16 protein-coding genes are annotated in these 17,246 nt (G+C 42.8%); 1 reads left to right on the forward strand and 15 read right to left on the reverse strand.

Going from position 1 to position 17,246, the window contains the following annotated elements:
* Positions 1-34 precede the first annotated feature (34 nt).
* From ACVHUV_RS01365 to ACVHUV_RS01385, 5 genes are all read right to left on the reverse strand, one after another.
* Entirely contained in the window at positions 35-2,236 is a 2,202-nt protein-coding gene (locus tag ACVHUV_RS01365; RefSeq protein WP_462085865.1) for a YhgE/Pip family protein, read from the reverse strand.
* Positions 2,237-2,306: 70 nt separating this feature from the next.
* On the reverse strand, positions 2,307-2,876 hold the full coding sequence (locus tag ACVHUV_RS01370; RefSeq protein WP_462085866.1) for a TetR/AcrR family transcriptional regulator: 570 nt from the start codon (positions 2,874-2,876) through the stop codon (positions 2,307-2,309).
* Between the two features lie 135 nt (positions 2,877-3,011).
* Entirely contained in the window at positions 3,012-3,680 is a 669-nt protein-coding gene (locus ACVHUV_RS01375) for a PadR family transcriptional regulator (protein ID WP_462085867.1), read from the reverse strand.
* Positions 3,681-3,696: 16 nt separating this feature from the next.
* Positions 3,697-4,908, reverse strand: a complete 1,212-nt coding sequence (locus ACVHUV_RS01380; RefSeq protein WP_462085868.1) for an MFS transporter — start codon at positions 4,906-4,908, stop codon at positions 3,697-3,699.
* 420 nt (positions 4,909-5,328) lie between these two features.
* A complete protein-coding gene (locus tag ACVHUV_RS01385; protein ID WP_317944705.1) occupies positions 5,329-5,439 on the reverse strand; it encodes a putative holin-like toxin in 111 nt (36 codons plus the stop codon).
* 207 nt (positions 5,440-5,646) lie between these two features.
* Between ACVHUV_RS01385 and ACVHUV_RS01390 the strand changes: the two genes are divergently transcribed.
* Complete coding sequence (locus ACVHUV_RS01390; RefSeq protein ID WP_317944707.1) at positions 5,647-6,168, forward strand: DUF5412 family protein; 522 nt, start codon at positions 5,647-5,649, stop codon at positions 6,166-6,168.
* A 288-nt stretch (positions 6,169-6,456) separates the two neighbouring features.
* On the opposite strand, the gene ACVHUV_RS01395 is transcribed toward ACVHUV_RS01390, so the two are convergent.
* From ACVHUV_RS01395 to ACVHUV_RS01440, 10 genes are all read right to left on the reverse strand, one after another.
* Positions 6,457-6,741, reverse strand: a complete 285-nt coding sequence (locus ACVHUV_RS01395; protein ID WP_462085869.1) for a hypothetical protein — start codon at positions 6,739-6,741, stop codon at positions 6,457-6,459.
* 1 nt (position 6,742) lies between these two features.
* A complete protein-coding gene (locus tag ACVHUV_RS01400) occupies positions 6,743-7,129 on the reverse strand; it encodes an SHOCT-like domain-containing protein (RefSeq protein WP_317944711.1) in 387 nt (128 codons plus the stop codon).
* A gap of 12 nt (positions 7,130-7,141) precedes the next feature.
* Complete coding sequence (locus ACVHUV_RS01405; protein WP_317944729.1) at positions 7,142-7,507, reverse strand: DUF2089 domain-containing protein; 366 nt, start codon at positions 7,505-7,507, stop codon at positions 7,142-7,144.
* 198 nt (positions 7,508-7,705) lie between these two features.
* Positions 7,706-8,866, reverse strand: a complete 1,161-nt coding sequence (locus ACVHUV_RS01410) for an aminotransferase class I/II-fold pyridoxal phosphate-dependent enzyme (protein ID WP_462085870.1) — start codon at positions 8,864-8,866, stop codon at positions 7,706-7,708.
* Positions 8,867-9,245: 379 nt separating this feature from the next.
* On the reverse strand, positions 9,246-10,490 hold the full coding sequence (locus ACVHUV_RS01415; RefSeq protein ID WP_462085871.1) for a serpin family protein: 1,245 nt from the start codon (positions 10,488-10,490) through the stop codon (positions 9,246-9,248).
* Between the two features lie 39 nt (positions 10,491-10,529).
* A complete protein-coding gene (locus ACVHUV_RS01420) occupies positions 10,530-11,093 on the reverse strand; it encodes a lysophospholipid acyltransferase family protein (RefSeq protein ID WP_317944714.1) in 564 nt (187 codons plus the stop codon).
* A 260-nt stretch (positions 11,094-11,353) separates the two neighbouring features.
* Positions 11,354-12,544 (reverse strand): acyl-CoA dehydrogenase family protein, encoded by a 1,191-nt coding sequence (locus ACVHUV_RS01425; RefSeq protein WP_317944716.1) that lies wholly within the window; start codon positions 12,542-12,544, stop codon positions 11,354-11,356.
* Between the two features lie 29 nt (positions 12,545-12,573).
* Positions 12,574-13,740 carry a saccharopine dehydrogenase family protein gene (locus tag ACVHUV_RS01430; protein ID WP_462085872.1) on the reverse strand — a complete coding sequence of 389 codons (1,167 nt, stop codon included), beginning with the start codon at positions 13,738-13,740 and terminating at the stop codon, positions 12,574-12,576.
* Between the two features lie 136 nt (positions 13,741-13,876).
* Positions 13,877-15,355: an aldehyde dehydrogenase family protein gene (locus ACVHUV_RS01435; protein ID WP_462085873.1), complete on the reverse strand. Its 1,479-nt coding sequence runs from the start codon at positions 15,353-15,355 to the stop codon at positions 13,877-13,879.
* A gap of 150 nt (positions 15,356-15,505) precedes the next feature.
* Entirely contained in the window at positions 15,506-17,038 is a 1,533-nt protein-coding gene (locus ACVHUV_RS01440; RefSeq protein ID WP_462085874.1) for a DHA2 family efflux MFS transporter permease subunit, read from the reverse strand.
* Positions 17,039-17,246 lie beyond the last annotated feature (208 nt).

Raw genomic sequence — 17,246 nt, forward strand, 5'->3', positions numbered from 1 at the left:
CGATCCTCCGAACGTATCCGGGGATCGCTTTTGCTTATGCTTCTACCGTTTCTCTGGAATACCGTTTTTTGAACAACAGCGCGAAATAGCCAAATGTTAACGCAAGGCATGCGACCATGAAGCCAATCATAATGCCGTTGCTGTTCCATAAATGTGTGAAATCGCCTGTTGAAATCGCTGCTTTGAACGCTTGAACCGAATACGTCATCGGCAAGATCGTATTAAACACTTGCAGCGGTTCAGGAATTAATTCCAACGGGAACGTTCCTGCACTAGTCGTTAATTGCAAGATCAAAATGATGATTGCCATGAAGCGACCCGGGTCACCAAAGATCGATACGAACATTTGGACGATCGCGATGAACGTATAGCTCGTAATGATTGCCGTCAAGATGAACAACGGCGTGCTGACAGTTTCCATCCCGAGTCCGTATTTAATGATGACAACCGCAACAAGCGCTTGTATCAAACCGACGACTGCTAAGACGGATACTTTACTTGCCAACCATCTGAATGCGCCAGTCGGATGAATGGCCGGTTCGACGAGCGGGAAGACGATCGATAATAACAACGCACCTACGAATAAACCGAGTGACAAGAAGTACGGTGCAAAGCCAGTACCGTAGTTTGGTACTTCGTTTATCCCCTCTTTGTCGACATCGACCGGAGCGGCTGCCATGTCGTACGTTTTCTCATTCGGATTTACTTCACTCGCAGTTTCATTCGCTTCTTTTAATTTCTCCTGTAATGTGAGTGTCCCTTCGTCCAACTCTTTCATGCCATCTGTCAACGTTGTTGATCCATCCGCAAGCTCCTTCGATTTCGTTGCCAGTGTACCTGTTCCCTCTTTCAACGAACCTGTTCCTGCATTTAATTCATTTAATCCAGCAACAAGACTGGATGATCCAGCTTGCGCCTTATCTGCACCATCCGCAAGCTGTGCAAGACCTTGCGCCAAAGCGGTGTTTCCTGTTGCAAGTTTTTCCGAACCATTTACCAATTGGCTAGATGATTCATCCAGTTGATTGATTCCTGCAAGTGCTTGCCCATGTGCGCCACTCAACTGTCCAGCTGCGTCACGCAATTGTGTCGTTCCTTCATGAAGCGCCGCCGTTCCTGCTGATAGCTCTTGCATGCCGCCTGTCAATTCCGCACTGCCTTGTTGCAATTGAGCAAGTGCATTTTTGAGCGCCGCCTGCTGTTCCTCAGGAAGTGAAGCGAGCACGGGGCTTAATTGATCGGACAAGTTCGTAATGCCCGTTTGCACATTTTTAGAGCCGGCTGTTAGTTTTTGTGCCGCCCCGTTTAACGTACCTGTCTTCTCGTCAACCGTCGCAACCGCTTGACCAAACTCTTGCTCTTTTTTACCGATTTGTGCATAACTATCCTTCAATTTTGCGACTGCAGCTGTATAATTTGTAATGCCGTTCTGCAAATCAGTTGCTCCGCCAGAAGCTTGTTGAGCCCCTGTCTGTAGCTCTTTCGCACCAGCAGCTAAAGTGCCAATCCCTTGATCCAATTCAGTTGCGCCTTTAGCAGCGTCTGCAGTTCCTTTTGCCAAACGATCAGAACCGTCCTTCAACGTCACTGTACTCGACGCCAATGTTTCCAAGTATCCTTTCAAGTCTTTGGCACCATCCGCAAGCTTACTCGCCCCATCATGCAACGCACCTGCACCGTCCGCGGCTTCGCCAAAACCGTCACCCATTGTTGCGATTGAGTCAAACAACTGCTCAGCGTACGTCGAAGCAACTTTCTCGTTCACCTCAGCCCGAATGCGATCCATCGCCGTTTCACCGATTTGAGCGGAAAGGAAATTATACCCCTCATTCGGCTTGTAAATGATCGTTAGCTTCTCAGGATTTTCATCCAACAACGTTGTTGCATGCTCCGAGAAGTTCTCCGGTATTTCAATCGCGATATAGTATTCTTGCCCTTTCAAGCCTTCTTCCGCATCCATTTTGGATACAACTTGGAAGTTGAAATTCTTACTCTCCATCAGTTTATCCACCAGCTCGTCACCGATTGCAAGCTGTTTGCCTTCCAACTCAGCACCTTCATCCGAATTGACGACCGCCACAGGCAATGCATCCATATTCGCATACGGATCCCAAAACGCCCACAAGAACATACCTGCATATAAAACAGGGATAAATAGAATCGCAATTAGTGGTACGAGCATTTTTCTCGTCCGAAACAACTGCTTCCATTCAGCACCTATCATTGATTTTTTCATCTACTATTCCTCCATTTAATACGAATTGACCAAAATGTTCAATTGGTCATTTTAGAATAAAAAAAGCGTCTCAAGCTAAGAGACATTTAAAAATTGTACCACTTAATAAGCCCGCAATCCGTTCTTCCGTCAATTCCTCGTCATGCGTTTTTCCCCAGTCGACGACTAACGCCATATACGATTTAAAGAGGAGATAAGCAACGAGTTCGCTATCACAAGGTTTTAATTCGCCTTTATGGATGGCCCGTTCGATTTTCGCTTGAATGGTGGAGACGATTTCACTTTCTATGTTCGCTAATACTTCAATGACAGCAGGCGTACGAAGCTCTTTTTCTTCTTCGATCAGCTTTGCATACAATTGATGCGTCTTCCGAAATGTTAAGATTTGCATGAGACGTGCATGTGCATTTTGTGCAAACGGCGCGCCTTCAACTGTTACAGCATCTGTAGAAGCTTGCATTTCAGCAATCATTTTCAACACAATCGCATTGAACAATTCTTCTTTATTTGAAAAGAACGTGTAAATGGTTCCCTTGCCGACATTCGCGATTTTCGCCACCTGGTCCATCGTCGTCGCCTTATACCCAAACAAGGAAAATGATTTAGCGGCTGCTTCCATAATTTCCTGTCTACGATCCACTTCCTCACCTCTTCTACCGTTATGACTAAAAAACGTTTTTGGTCATCTAGTCATCATCATACGCCCTTGCGTTAATCTTTGCAAGTGTTTTTCTTAACTAACGACACTTTGACGGCTAGTATGACTTGTGGATCATTACTCCGTATCCAAGTTCATCTTCTTAGAGTATCCTAGCTCGCTAAAGTAGTCTTCTACCAACCCTCTAGCAGCGTCAATCGGAATCATAGAATCAGTTGAGGCATCCACATCCCATAGTGACTTACAAGCTTCGACTAATTGGATGGTTTCCTCACACCATTTTATGTACTGCATTTCCTGCTCCAACCCTCTGCGTAACACAGCAGAAGACACGAGAATCCTAGGTGTCATGATGTTTCGCTCTTTAATTGATTTCCATGCTTCTTTTACCGTACGCTGCATCTCGTCGAATCGTTTTTGCCGGACTCCTTGATAATACTTTAGTTGAAAGATGACCTCATCTGCAGAAATATTGTCCATGAAAAACACTTGCATTAAAAAAGAATCTTTCATTTTTGGGAGTTCAGGTGGAGACGCCACCCAGTTGGTGATTTCATTTATACCTTCATTGGATATGGAGTATACTTTTTTTTGCGGTTTTCCATCTTGCGAAACAAGCTTACTTGTAACAAGCCCTTCAACTTCCAGCTTATTTAGTTCAGGGTAAATTTGCGAAAGATGTGAGTGCCAAAAAATGCTCATGAAATCATCAAATTCCTTCTTTATATCATAGCCTGTCGCATCCCATTTACTTAACAAGCCTAAAATTGCATGTTTTAATGTCATTCGAATTTCATCCTTTCTATGATGTTGCACTTTTGGCAGCTCCCTTTCCTAATTGCGGAAAGACAAAGCACCCGATGATACCTAGCACGAACAATATGCCAGTCATCACTTGTATCGTATGAATTGTTTCAATTTCCCTTAGTAAAAGTCCTGTAATAACAATGCCAGGTAACGCTACAGAGGTAGTAATCATTTGATACAGACTGAAAGTACGTGTGTAATAGTCATTATGGACTTCATCTTGTAAATAGGTGACAAGCGTCACATTAAATCCACCTAATGCGATACCTTGCAAAAAGAAAAACGGGAGGATCCATTGCCAATTTGTTATAAATAGCAGGCCACCAACACTGCTACCTAAAGCAAATAACGGTGGAATCAGCAGCCATTTTCTATCCAACTTCGGATAAAACTTGGGAGCCATGTATGCCCCAAGCATAATACCCACGAGAGAAGCCGCTCCTATGAAACTCAAGTTCTCCACCCCGACATGCAAAACATCTGTCAAAAAAGAGAGTAGCACTAGATCTACAGACGTCGCAACGAACATTGCTAGGGTCAAAAAAGTAAAAAGCGTTTTGAATGTAGAGTGGCTCCATACATAGAGTAACCCATCTTTTATCATTTGTAACTTTCCACGTCGAATGACTTGATTATTTTTACTATACGGTCGAACTGCACGGATAAAAAGAAGAGACAGTACGAGCAACCCTGCTGCAATGAAAAGCAAAACTGGGATAGGAAACAGCAATTTGATAAGCAAGGTCGTACTGATTTGACCAATAATCTTAGTTACTGTAAACCCCATTTGAAACAAACTGTTTGCCTTTGCCCGCTCCTCAGTACTCACAATACTGGGAAGTAAGGCTTGATTGGCAGGGATAAAGAACAGTTGTAAAGCGCTTAATAAAAATAATAGCAAATAAGCCCAATGGTATGGCGCAACGTACAGAATTATAGGAAAGATACAGAGTATAACGACCCGCAAGGCATCCGAAACAATCATTACCTTCTGAAGTGTTCGCCCTTCAATCCAACTTCCCACAGGAATTCCTAAAATAGCAAAAGGGATGTAGTAAGCAATGAAGAACAGTGTTAAAGAGTCAGAACTACCAGATTGCAACTCTATCCATTTTAACAAGGCATAGAAAATCATCGCATCTGCAAAGACACTTAAAAGTCTGCCGAAAAATAGGTTACGAAATGAGCTATTTGTTTTAATGAGCATCTTTTGGGCTCCTCTATCTAATTATTTCAAATAACCATATCAAACAAAATTTGATATGTAAATACTTATATACAAATATTTATATATTAAAAAGTTTGTTTGCTCATTTGTACAAGGGAGGAATTTCAGTAAAAAAGAGTGTAGACACAGTCATCTTTGACTCTGTCTACACTCTGAAAGACTAATAAATTGTGGATGAAGGTTACCGAACAATCCTTAGGGTACACTACTTTTATCCACGGCATTTTATATGTGTATTCTGAACATAATTGTGCTAAACTAGGCATATACTAAAAAAGACCAGGTGCGCAAACACCTAGTCAATTCAGCTGACATCCGCATGAAGTGCGGTTGGCCAGGAAAAAGATTAAGGTGTTACAAGGAGTAACCACTCAGCTTCCTAGCAGTAGCGGAGGGTGGTTACTTTTTTCTGTTAATGAACAACGCAATAATCGCTACAACGGCTGTTACCGCTGCTGCGAGGAACAATCCAAATTGAAATAACATGTTCATTGCGTCATATGTCACCATGTAAACACCCCCTTTCTCAAGGGAGTGCCAAACCGCCCATCCGCTAATGTAGCTGCTTCTTCTATTCTACCATTACTATCAAGTGTTAACAGCAATGTCTTATAGATTTACTCTCTCTTTTCAAGAGCGTACTATTTTCCTATTCAACCATGAATGAATTAGCGCTTATACCTATTAAGAGATAACCTTAAGAGGGGGAAATTCGATTTGGGGAATAAATACAATTTATGGTCATTCATATTATGTTTTCTATTATTAGGGCTTTCCTTTCAAGCACTTTATGCATCTTACAATCGAACATGGCAATTGGCACCAGATGCATTGACTCTTTGGTTACTTTCCGTTTTTAATTTTATTATCGCCATTATAGGGTTTAAAGATAAAAGTAGTAAACGAGCAAAGTGGAGAAGTTGGTTAACGGTGATAATTACAGTTCCCCTTTCGATAGCTTTTTTATTAGGGGTGGCAGTAAATACAATGGCGAGAGAGCATATTGAAACAACACAATCTCCTGATAATGAAATTGTTATCGACTTTTATACCCTGAATGGTGGAGCAGCTACCTCGATTAGTGTAACAGGCGTTCTAAATGGACCTCTTTGGTTTAAAAAAAGAATTTATTACGAAGACCCTATGCACGAGGCTAATGTAGAATGGAAAAATAACTATATCGTCACCATTAATAACCACACTTTAAACTTAAAAAAGGGAGAAGTCTTCTTTGATTAATTTATTTATCACTTTATAAAACGCAAACGTTCCGAATGCAAGTTTTAAAAAACATTAAACGGTAATTTAAAAAGGATTTCAAGTTTTTTCTTTACGAATATTCGCTCTAAACATTCTATAAAAATGCTAAAAGTCGATCCATTAAATCTATACAAAAAGAAAAAAGATGCCTTAAGCATCTTCTCAACAATTACTATGTCTTTTCATGAAATATGGTTAAGCGCAAATTCATCGAAACACACGATTGTATTGACAGCTCCAATCCCCACATTTGAAAAATAAAACCAGTCATAATTTCAAAACAACTTCCGTGCCGTCGTTGGCCTTTACATCTACGAGAGTAAAACCTCTATGTTTTTTTAGTTCGTTCACAATCGCTCGAAGCTCGTTTTTGTCTAACGGCGGAAGCACAAAAACGTTTGCATCTTCTTTTTTCTGTTCCTTAACGATTAACTCATTAATTTTCTGCTGTATTCTCGCAGACGAAAGGATCGTAATGCCAATCCGTAGAAATATATACGGTATTGGAATGAATAAACGTATTTTATCTGTCTTCAACTTAACTTTCATCATGTCATTCAATCACAATGGAAACAGTGTCTCCATCCGCTGCTTTCACATCGACAATAGGTCCATCCAATTCATTTTCAATTGCCTCAATGATAATATCTATGTCTAGATCCTTCACGTACTTCTCGGACTGCGGAATGTTCCCTGCAATATTATAGCCAGCTTTCAACAGGACTTTAATGAGTTTAATAGGCAAGTTGACGGAAACATTATCATTTTCAGCTGTAACAACACGGATTTTCAATACTTTGTCAGCGTATGCAACTGGTGTAGTCGAAGTCCCATTCCCCGAATCCCTCTTTTGCAAAACTTCAATTAGTTCCGATCCCTTCGCTGCATCGACTTTTCCTTCTTGCACCATCGTCAATACTTTTTCAATTTCTGTGTTCATCATGAATTCCCCCTATTCATTTTTCAACAGTGAAATGGCTTCTTCCGGCGTAATCTCTCCACTTGCCAACATGGCAATTACCTTCTTCTCATCGACATCGTTTTTCTTCTTCAGTTCATAGCCAAGTGAACTAACTACTTCATTGAGCTTCCCACGAACCGTCGGATAAGAAATACCTAACTCTTTTTCCACCTCTTTAATGTTTCCCCTACAAGCTAGGAATACTTCAACGAAGTGCAACTGATCACCCGATAATGCCGCTAGTTTTGATAACTCAAATTCATTTTCAATGCTTGTATGACACTTCGAACAATGGAGCTTTGTAATTTTTAACGTTTCACTACAGACAGGACAGTGGCTAATAACGGGAAATCCCATAATTTTCATCGTCCTCCTTTCTCTTGCATCCATCATATCCCAGATATTTTCTAAACACAAGCAATAATTTAAAATAATTAATATCAATGTTAATTATTTTAAACTACAGATAAACATATTCAATAATTTCATCTTACGAAATAAAAAATGTTAGCAAGGGAGATATCTATCTCATCCTTGCTAACATTTCAATTACTATCATTTCAACAACCTTAATTGGTCAACCGCTTGGCTCAACGCTTGTTCGTTCTGCACGAGTGCCATTCGGACATACCCTTTCCCTTCAGAACCAAAAATACTTCCAGGTACCATGACGACACCGGCTTCATGAATTGCTTTAAATACAAATTCCACATCATCCATGTCGTAAGGATACTTTGCCCAAACGAACATCCCACCCGCTGATGGCGTTGCTGTCCAGCCGATTTTCGCTAATCCCTCCATGAGTACTTTATGGCGAAGGGAAAACTCTTTCCGCAACCGGTCCGTTATCTCTTCTCCATTATCAAGTGCCACAGCTGCCGCCTCTTGAATTGGACCGAATGTACCGTAATCCAAATTCGACTTGAGCTGTTTGATGAGTTGGATCATTTCCTCGTTCCCTGCAATATAAGCAATCCGCGCACCTGCGAGACTGAAGCTTTTGGATAGGGAATTGATCTCCATTCCAACTTCCATTGCGCCAGGTGTCGACAAGAAACTCATCGGTTGATCTCCAGTGAAATAGTATTCTGAATACGCAGCGTCATGCAAAATGATGACATTGTGTTTTTTTGCAAACTCAACAACTTCTTCAAAGAATTCTGGACTCGGCATGGCCGGCACCGGATTCCCCGGAAGGTTTAGGATCATGAGTTTCGCTTTCTCGGCAACCTCAGTTGGGACTGCTTTGAGATCTGGCAGAAAATCGTTCTCTGTTTTTAACGGCATGTAGTAAGGTTCTGCACCTGCTAATTTAATACCTGCATCATACGCAACATAGGCAGGGTTTGTCGTTAAAACGATATCCCCTTCATCACAAAATGCGAAAGGAAGGTGGACCAATCCTTCTTGTGAGCCCATCGTTTGAAGTATCTCCGTTTCCGGATTTAATTGTACTCCTGAACGGCGTTTATAATAGTTTGCTACCGCTTCGTTAAACCGTTTTGTACCACCTAATGTGTATCCGTAAGAGGTTGCTAATGCACTTTGCTCAGATAGCACTTGTCTGATTTTTTCATCTGGTGGCAAATCCGGACTGCCTAGACTTAAATCGACAACGTTTGCACCCGTATTCTTCTTGGCAGTTGCTGCAGCTTTCAAGTCTCCAAAAATTGCTGGAGAAAAAATTGACATTTTCTTTGAGGGGATGATCTTCATACTGCAACACTCCTATTCATGGGCTTTTGACTTTATTTTAGCATAGGAGTGAAAAAGGATTTCATGAAAATCTAACCAATTTACAACAATTTTTGTGAATCAACTTAATCTTTAACACACGTTTTCGCTTACTTAAACCCCTAGCTTGTGAAGAGCTTCCTGCGCGACCACGCACCCTTCTACTCCAACCACCCGCGTCCAATCGTCGTATATCTCCAAAAATCGCGGCATATTTCTCCCATTCGCCGCATATCGCTCCAAAACGCCGCATACTTCTCCCGTTTGCCGCATATTACTCCGAAACACCGCATACTTCTCCCGTTCGCCGCATATCACTCCGAAACACCGCATACTTCTCTAGAACGCCACTTAAAACAAGTCACTTCGGATTCGTCACATACCCCACAAACAGCGCAGCTCCCGTTTCCTCATCCTTGATCATCAAGAAGAACGGTCGATTTACTTCCATATAGAATGGATCTCCTGGTGGAGCAGATGTCACACCCATTTCTGTTCCAGTAACAGCCGCAACTTCCGTTCCTTCTTCATTCACATCAAGATAGGTTTTCTGCTTCACCGAAGTGATCAACACATTTCCGTCTTCTACCATTTTGCTGAAATCAGCATCTTTCGTGAATGCTTGCTGCATACCGAGCGCATTTAACGCTTCATTCAGTCCTGCTTCATACTCTAACTTGAACTTCGGTAACAGCAGCGTGCCTTCCATTTCAGTGAAAGTAGTTTGCAGTAGCATTTCCCAGTTCTCAGTAGACAATTTCTCCTTGAATCCTTCTAAATTCGTATGCGCATTCGGAAGGACAACTGTCATACTCATTTCACCTTTTGCGTACGGGAGTCGAACCGCTTGGAATTCATTGTTCGCCATATAGGCTAATTTTCTTTCCAGCTTCATGAATGGAGCGACTTTTTGATACCTCGAGTTCACATGAAACACACGCTCTTCCGTATCTTTTTTATCAAACGGATGCTTCCAATCGCCTTTAAAATAGATGGCGTTCAAAAGCATCGCGACGAGATTTTCATCAAGCGGACTTTCCACCATTTTATCGATTTTGTCATTCGTCGCTTTTTTGACCCAGTCATTAATTTTCTTTACAGAATCACTGCTGGCCACTTCAATCCGTTGCGTTTCTGCATTAAAATAATCCTTCGTCCGTTGCGCGAAGTCCTTTGTAAACGCATAGTCTTTATTCAACCAAATTGAATTGGCAATCCGTAACTGAATATCTTCGCTGTCTTTGTTTAACATGGTCATGAGAGCGGCATTTGCTTTATTCAATTCCATTGCATCTATGCCTTCAGCTTGCATCGCTTTCGCCATTTCAACTTTCGTATCTCCATCCGCCCCGTTATAGACCATTGCTAATGCCATGAATAGACTTGTCGGAGAGAAAAAAACATTTCCATCATCATCGGTTTGAATTTCGTCTAATAGCTTATACGCTAAGTCATTATTCGGTGCGACAATTTTTTCGTAATCTGTCACCTCGTATTCCACCCCTTCCGAAATCACCAGATTGCCATTACTTGAACTTGTACCACAACCCGATATTGCGACCAACAAACCCGCTCCGACTAGCGTTGCTTTTAGTTTCTTCTTCATATCCATCACCATCCTCATGCTTCAGTAGACGATCATTCGTTATGCAGAATGAATTGCGCGCTCCAACTTTTCAGAATAGGCCTGAAGTGAATTCTTATCACTCATCGTAACGGCGAACGGATCGCCGATTGTTATGATCGCTTTTCTGTATTTCCAAGCTTCCTTAAAGCTAGCAGGCCCATTGTAAGTGACAGGTACGATTGGAACTTTAGCTAAATTGGCAATTGTCACCGCTCCCCTTTTTACAGAGGTATCTTCTGTTGACCTTGTACCACTCGGAAAGATGCCAACCACTTCACCTGATTTCAGTAACTTCACAGGAATTTTTATACTGCTTGGCGAAGGATTTTCTCGGTCGATAGGAAATGCATGAATACTTGTCAAAAAACTACCGATTTGTTTTCTCGAGAACAATTCTTTCTTTGCCATAAAATGAATGGGCTTTGGTAATGAAATACCAAGTGCAATAATTTCAAGCCAGCCACGATGTGAGCATGTAATGATATATCCGCCACTCACAGGTAATTTATGCAGATCTTTCAACTCGATTTTAGCAATAAAAAAGAAAATCATTTTAGCGATAAACGCAACAAATTTATACATTGTATCCTCCGATTCGTAAGAGCAGTTTGTATGTCAATCCAATTATATACAAACTGTAACTATTTACAAATTGAAAGGAACAGTTACAGCTTTACCACAAATTACGCTAGATGGTCTCTTTAATCACTGAAACAAGTTTATGAGTGTAAATACGGATTTATTCGTTACCCTGGACCTGTTAGGGATGGCATTTCAGTTTGCTAGGATCATATGCAAAACGCCAAGAGCGATACGTCTCTTGGCGTTTACACATTTAGCAGTTATTCAAACGGCCATCCTGGCAGCATATGGCTCAGCTTTTTGTCTTCCCGGTAACCGAGTACATATTCAGCTTGCATAATCGTATGAATCTCACGTGTTCCTTCGTATATGACAGGTGCTTTGGAATTGCGCAAGAAGCGTGCAACCGGGTACTCATCAGAGTAGCCATACGCACCATGGATTTGGAAAGCATCGTCTGCCGCTTTATTCGCAAAATCACATGCTTGCCATTTTGCAAGTGACGTCTCACGCGTATTGCGGACACCTTTGTTCTTTAACTCACCAGCTCGATAGACGAGTAAGCGGCTCATTTGATAGCCTGCTTCCATATTCGCAATCATTTGTTGGACGAGTTGATGTTTGCCGATCGGCTTGCCAAACGTTTCGCGGTCATGACAATAGTTCACGCTTTCTTCTAGACATGCCATAATGAGTCCGACAGCCCCCGCTGCAACGGTAAATCGACCGTTATCAAGTGATGCCATCGCGATTTTAAATCCTTCGCCTTCTTCACCAAGAAGATTAGCAGCCGGCACCCGCATATCTTCAAAAAATAGTTCACCCGTATTTCCCGCACGAATGCCGTATTTCCCTTTGATTGCTTTGGATGAAAAGCCTGGCGTGGAACGTTCGACGATAAATGCACTAATGCCATGGTGCTTTTTAGATTTATCCGTATACGCGAAAACGAGGAAGTGGTCGGCAATGTCGCATAATGAAATCCACGTCTTCTGGCCATTAATAATGTAGTCATCGCCATCGCGCACTGCAGTTGTTGCCATCGCAGCTACGTCCGAGCCTGCCCCTGGTTCAGTAAGGCCAAATGCTCCCACTTTTTCACCTTTCGCTTGCGGGACTAGGTACTTCTGCTTCTGTTCTTCCGTTCCCCATTGCAAGATCGACATCGAGTTCAGCCCGATGTGGACAGAAACGGCCGTACGGAACGCCGTGTCCCCACGTTCCAACTCTTCGCAAAGGATGGCCAATGAATTGTAGTCCATGCCGCTACCACCGTATTGTTCTGGAATACAAACACCCATAAAACCTAGATCGGCAAGCTTCTTCCAAATCGCTTGGTCGAAACCACCTTCCGCATCCCAACGTTGGATGTGCGGCATAATTTCTTCATCCACAAATTGTCTTGCCGTCTTACGCAACATTTGCTGCTCATCTGTAAAGTCAAAATTCAACTTCTCCGACCCCTTTCCACTCTTCGCTATCAAACATGTGCTTCTTGGGTTTTTACCGTCTCTTCAATGATGACGCCGCGTTTTTTCATCTCTTCAATGTACGGTTCTCCGGGAACGATACATTCAGGAGGATGGACGCCACGCTTTGTAATCGTTCCATTGCCAATCATTTGGGCAACAACGGAAATCGTGTTTGCAGTCGCTCTTGCCATCGCGGTTTCATTCACCGTCAAATCCTTTTCCGTCACAAGATTATACTCGTACGTTGCAGGCATGCCATGCGCTTCGCCACTTACGATGACGCGAAGTAGAACCGCGTCAGATTTATCTCCTAAACGCAACTGGGGTGATAATTGCTCGCGCATGACGTCGCGAACTTTTACGGACTGCCCATTGACTGTCACTTCGTTGTCACGGGACAACAACCCTAAGTCGACGAGCAGCTGGAATTTCTCTGCATGGCCTTTGTAACGGATTGTTTTGTATTCCAACGTTTGAACGTCCTTGAATGTCTTTGTCAATGTCGACGTGCCGCCTGACGTATGGAACGCTTCCAGTTCCCCGTATTTATCAAAATGAATCGTTTCGACTTCAGACAATGAGGGAATTTCCTTTAGTTCGCCATTTCGAATCACATGGGAAGGGTCTGTATAGTGGTCGAATACCCCTTCTAGCGAGAAAACGACATTATAGTTCAGTGGCAGTTCCGGCTCAACTGGAATCCCCCCCACATAGAGCTTAATAGCTTCGACTTTCTCCAGTTTTCCTGCGCCATACCCCGTTAGAATATTAATCATCCCAGGTGCAACACCTAAATCGGGAATAATCGTTACCCCTTTTTCTTTCGCTTCTTCTGCCAATTCCAGCACCGCGTCCGTCGCACCACCGATATGTCCCCCTAAATCGATCGAATGGACACCGATTTCGACGGCCATTTTTGCAACTTTTTCATTAAATGTATAAAACAACGCATTGATGACAACTTCCCCTAGTCCCATCACTTGCTTTAATTGCTCATCATCCGTCGCATCCAATTTAATAACTTCAAGCTTATCGGACTGCAGTTTTTCCGCAAAATCCTCCGCTTGCTGTGTATGCAAGTCTGCTAGATAAACGTTTGTGACTCCAGCACTTTGCACAAGGTCACGTACGGCCTCTTTTCCCATCAATCCTGCACCGAGTACGACTACTTTCATATTAACATCTCCCATTCCACTAGATTTCACCGAGACAACTACCTGTTTGCCTGTATCGAATCCCTTTCGGTAGCTTATGAGTCAATTACACTGTGCTCAATATACAATAGCATCAAGCACCTATATCTCTACTGCTTTACTCCGTATCAATTTGCGCGCGTTGCAATTTTCCACTGAAATCAACATAAATGCTCTTCCACTCCGTGAACACGTCAAGTGCCGCCACGCCTGAATCGCGGTGACCGTTCCCTGTCCCTTTCGTCCCCCCGAACGGCAGATGGATTTCAGCACCCGTCGTTCCCGCGTTCACATAGACAATCCCTGTATCCAAATCACGTTGTGCGCGGAACACTTTGTTTACGTCTCTCGAGAAGATGGAACTGGAAAGGCCGAAAATGACACTATTGTTCACTTCGATCGCTTCATCCAAACTACTGACTTCAATCAAAGACACGACCGGACCAAAAATCTCTTCTTGTGCCAAGCGACTATCCCACTTCACATCCGTAAATAATGTCGGTTCGAAATAATGGCCGTTTGCTAAGTCCCCTTCTGTTAGCACATTGCCTCCCGCTAACAACTTTGCGCCTTCCTCTTTTCCGATTTCAACATACTTTTGGATTTTCTCGATCGCTTTTGCATTGATAACCGGGCCAATTTTGACGGACTCGTCCAACCCGTTCCCAATTGTTAACTGTTGCATAGAAGCTAACAGTTTCTCTTCCAGTTCCTCTTTAACATCTTTATGCACAATGACGCGACTACATGCCGTACAACGTTGACCCGCTGTTCCGAATGCACTCCATAAAATCCCTTCGACTGCCAAGTCAATATCTGCATCATCCATAACGATGACCGCGTTTTTACCGCCCATTTCAAGTGATACTTTCTTCAAATTACGTCCGCCTGTTTCTGCCACGTGGCGACCCGTATCTGTTGAACCTGTAAACGAAATGACACGCACATCAGGGTGCTCAATCATAGCCGTTCCCACTTCCGTTCCAGATCCGAACACGATGTTGGCAACTCCAGCAGGCAACCCTACCTCTTCGAAAATCTTCGCCATTTCATAGGCCATCATCGGTGTTTCCGTAGCGGGTTTCCACACAAACGTATTGCCTGCAACGATTGCCGGAAACGATTTCCACGTCGCAATCGCCACTGGGAAATTCCACGGTGTAATCAAACCAACAACCCCAATTGGCGCACGGACGCTCATTGCAAATTTGTCTTGCAACTCAGAAGGAACTGTTTCCCCAAACAACCTTCGTCCTTCCCCCGCCATATAGAACGCCATGTCAATTCCTTCTTGCACTTCGCCACGGCCCTCTTCAATGACCTTCCCCATTTCTTTCGTCAACACTTGTGCAAGGTGCTCTTTCCTTTCTTTCATGACATTCCCGATTGCATATAAGTAATCCGCCCGTTTAGGTGCAGGTACGAGCGCCCAATCTTTCTGCGCTTTTTTTGCAGCCGCCACAGCCTGGTCCACGTCTTGTTTAGTTGATAAACGAACTTGCGCCAATTCTTCCCCGGTTGCCGGATTCGTTACCGCTGCAAATTCAGCACCTCCGTCTTCTTGCCAAGCTCCACCGATAAAGTTTGTCAAACGCATTTAGAAATTCCCCTTTCTAGTACACATAATTTATTGCAAACGCTTCCACTTTCTTCAATTCGACATAATCCTATTAGAATCCTTCATTTTCTCAGAATAAAATAAAAAATCTCAAGAAGTTTAAAACTCCTTGAGATTTTTTTCTGCGAATTATTCTTTTACCGGCTCTAGTGGAGATGAAGTGACTTTCTCACTTCCCTCACCTATTACAAAATCCGGCTGATTCGGTTTAACACGTTTAACGAAGAACGCTAAAAATAACGCAACGACCGCGATAAATGCAGAGACGAGGAATGAGTAATTAATTCCTTCCAGCATTGATTTCAACATAATCTCTTGTTGTACCGCAGCTGCATCGCCACTTGTAGTACCGGAAGTAGCTGCTTCTTGTGCCAACTCCGCACCCGCACTCTCCATCCGTTTCGTCATAATGGTCAACAAGATGGCAGAGCCGATTGCGCCAGACACTTGTTGAAGGGTATTGTTCATCGCCGTCCCATGAGGATTTGAACGCATCGGCAATTGGTTCATCCCGTTCGTCATAATCGGCATCATGACCATTGACATACCAAACATTCGTACAGTATACAAAGCCATTAAATAATAGTAGCCTGTATGCAATTCGAGTTTACTCAAATAGAACGTAGATATGACGGTAATGACAAGCCCTACGAGTGAAATGACCCGTGGACCATATTTATCGAAAATCTTTCCTGTAATCGGCGACATGAGGCCCATTACAATCGCACCTGGCAACATGAGGATCCCTGCTTCAAACGGGGAAATCCCTCGGACATTTTGTACATACAACGGTGTCAAAATCATACCAGAGAACATTGCGACAGACATGACAATTGAAATGATGGACGCGAGTGCAAACATCGGATGCTTATAAATCCGGAAATCGAGCATCGGGTCTTTCATTTTCAACTGACGGATGACAAAGAGCACGACAGATATTGTACCAATCGCTATTGTTCCGTACACAATTGGTGAGCTCCATCCTTTATCACCCGCGGAGCTGAATCCGTAAAGCAATCCACCGAATCCGATACTGGATAAAATGAGCGAGAAGACATCCAGTGTCACATCACGGTTCGGTGTAATGTTTTTCAGTTTAAACAACGCTAACAAGATCGATAAAACCCCGAACGGCAAGACGATCTCAAACAGCGTTCGCCAAGAATAATGCTCAACAACCCAACCGGACAAAGTCGGTCCGATTGCAGGCGCCGTAAACATGACAAGACTGAACATCCCCATTGCTGTACCCCGTTTTTCAATCGGGAACGCGACTAGCATAACATTCATCAAAAGAGGCATCATCATCGCTGAACCGGAAGCTTGAATCATTCTGGCAACGATGAGCAAGCCAAAATTAGGCGCATAGATTGCGAGCGCCGTACCAATCGTAAACAACGTCATCGCCGTTAAAAACAATCTTCGGTTTGAAAACTTTTGGATAAAAAACGCACTTGCCGGAATCATGATCCCATTTACTAACATAAATCCTGTCGTCAGCCATTGGACTTCTGATGGCTTCACCGAAAACTCTGTCATAATTGACGGTAAAGCAATATTTAATAATGTATTGTTCAAAATCGCAACGAATGCTCCAAAAAACAAAATGGCAATCATGCCGTAAGGAGGCTTCTCGTGCATTTTCTTTAAATCAATTTCCATTTCCCATCCTCCATCTATTTTCTATTGAACGATTTTATAGTGGTTCGACTACCGCGAAGGTTATTTGTACTGAGTGTTCAACAATAGTATTATTTTATACTGACAGTCCAAATTACGCAAATACGTAAACGTTTTCATTCCAAAATATTTGTTTATCATTGCTACAAAGCCTTATTTTCGTTACGATAGGAATTGAACTGGTAGTATA

The sequence above is a fragment of the Sporosarcina saromensis genome, from assembly GCF_054901285.1.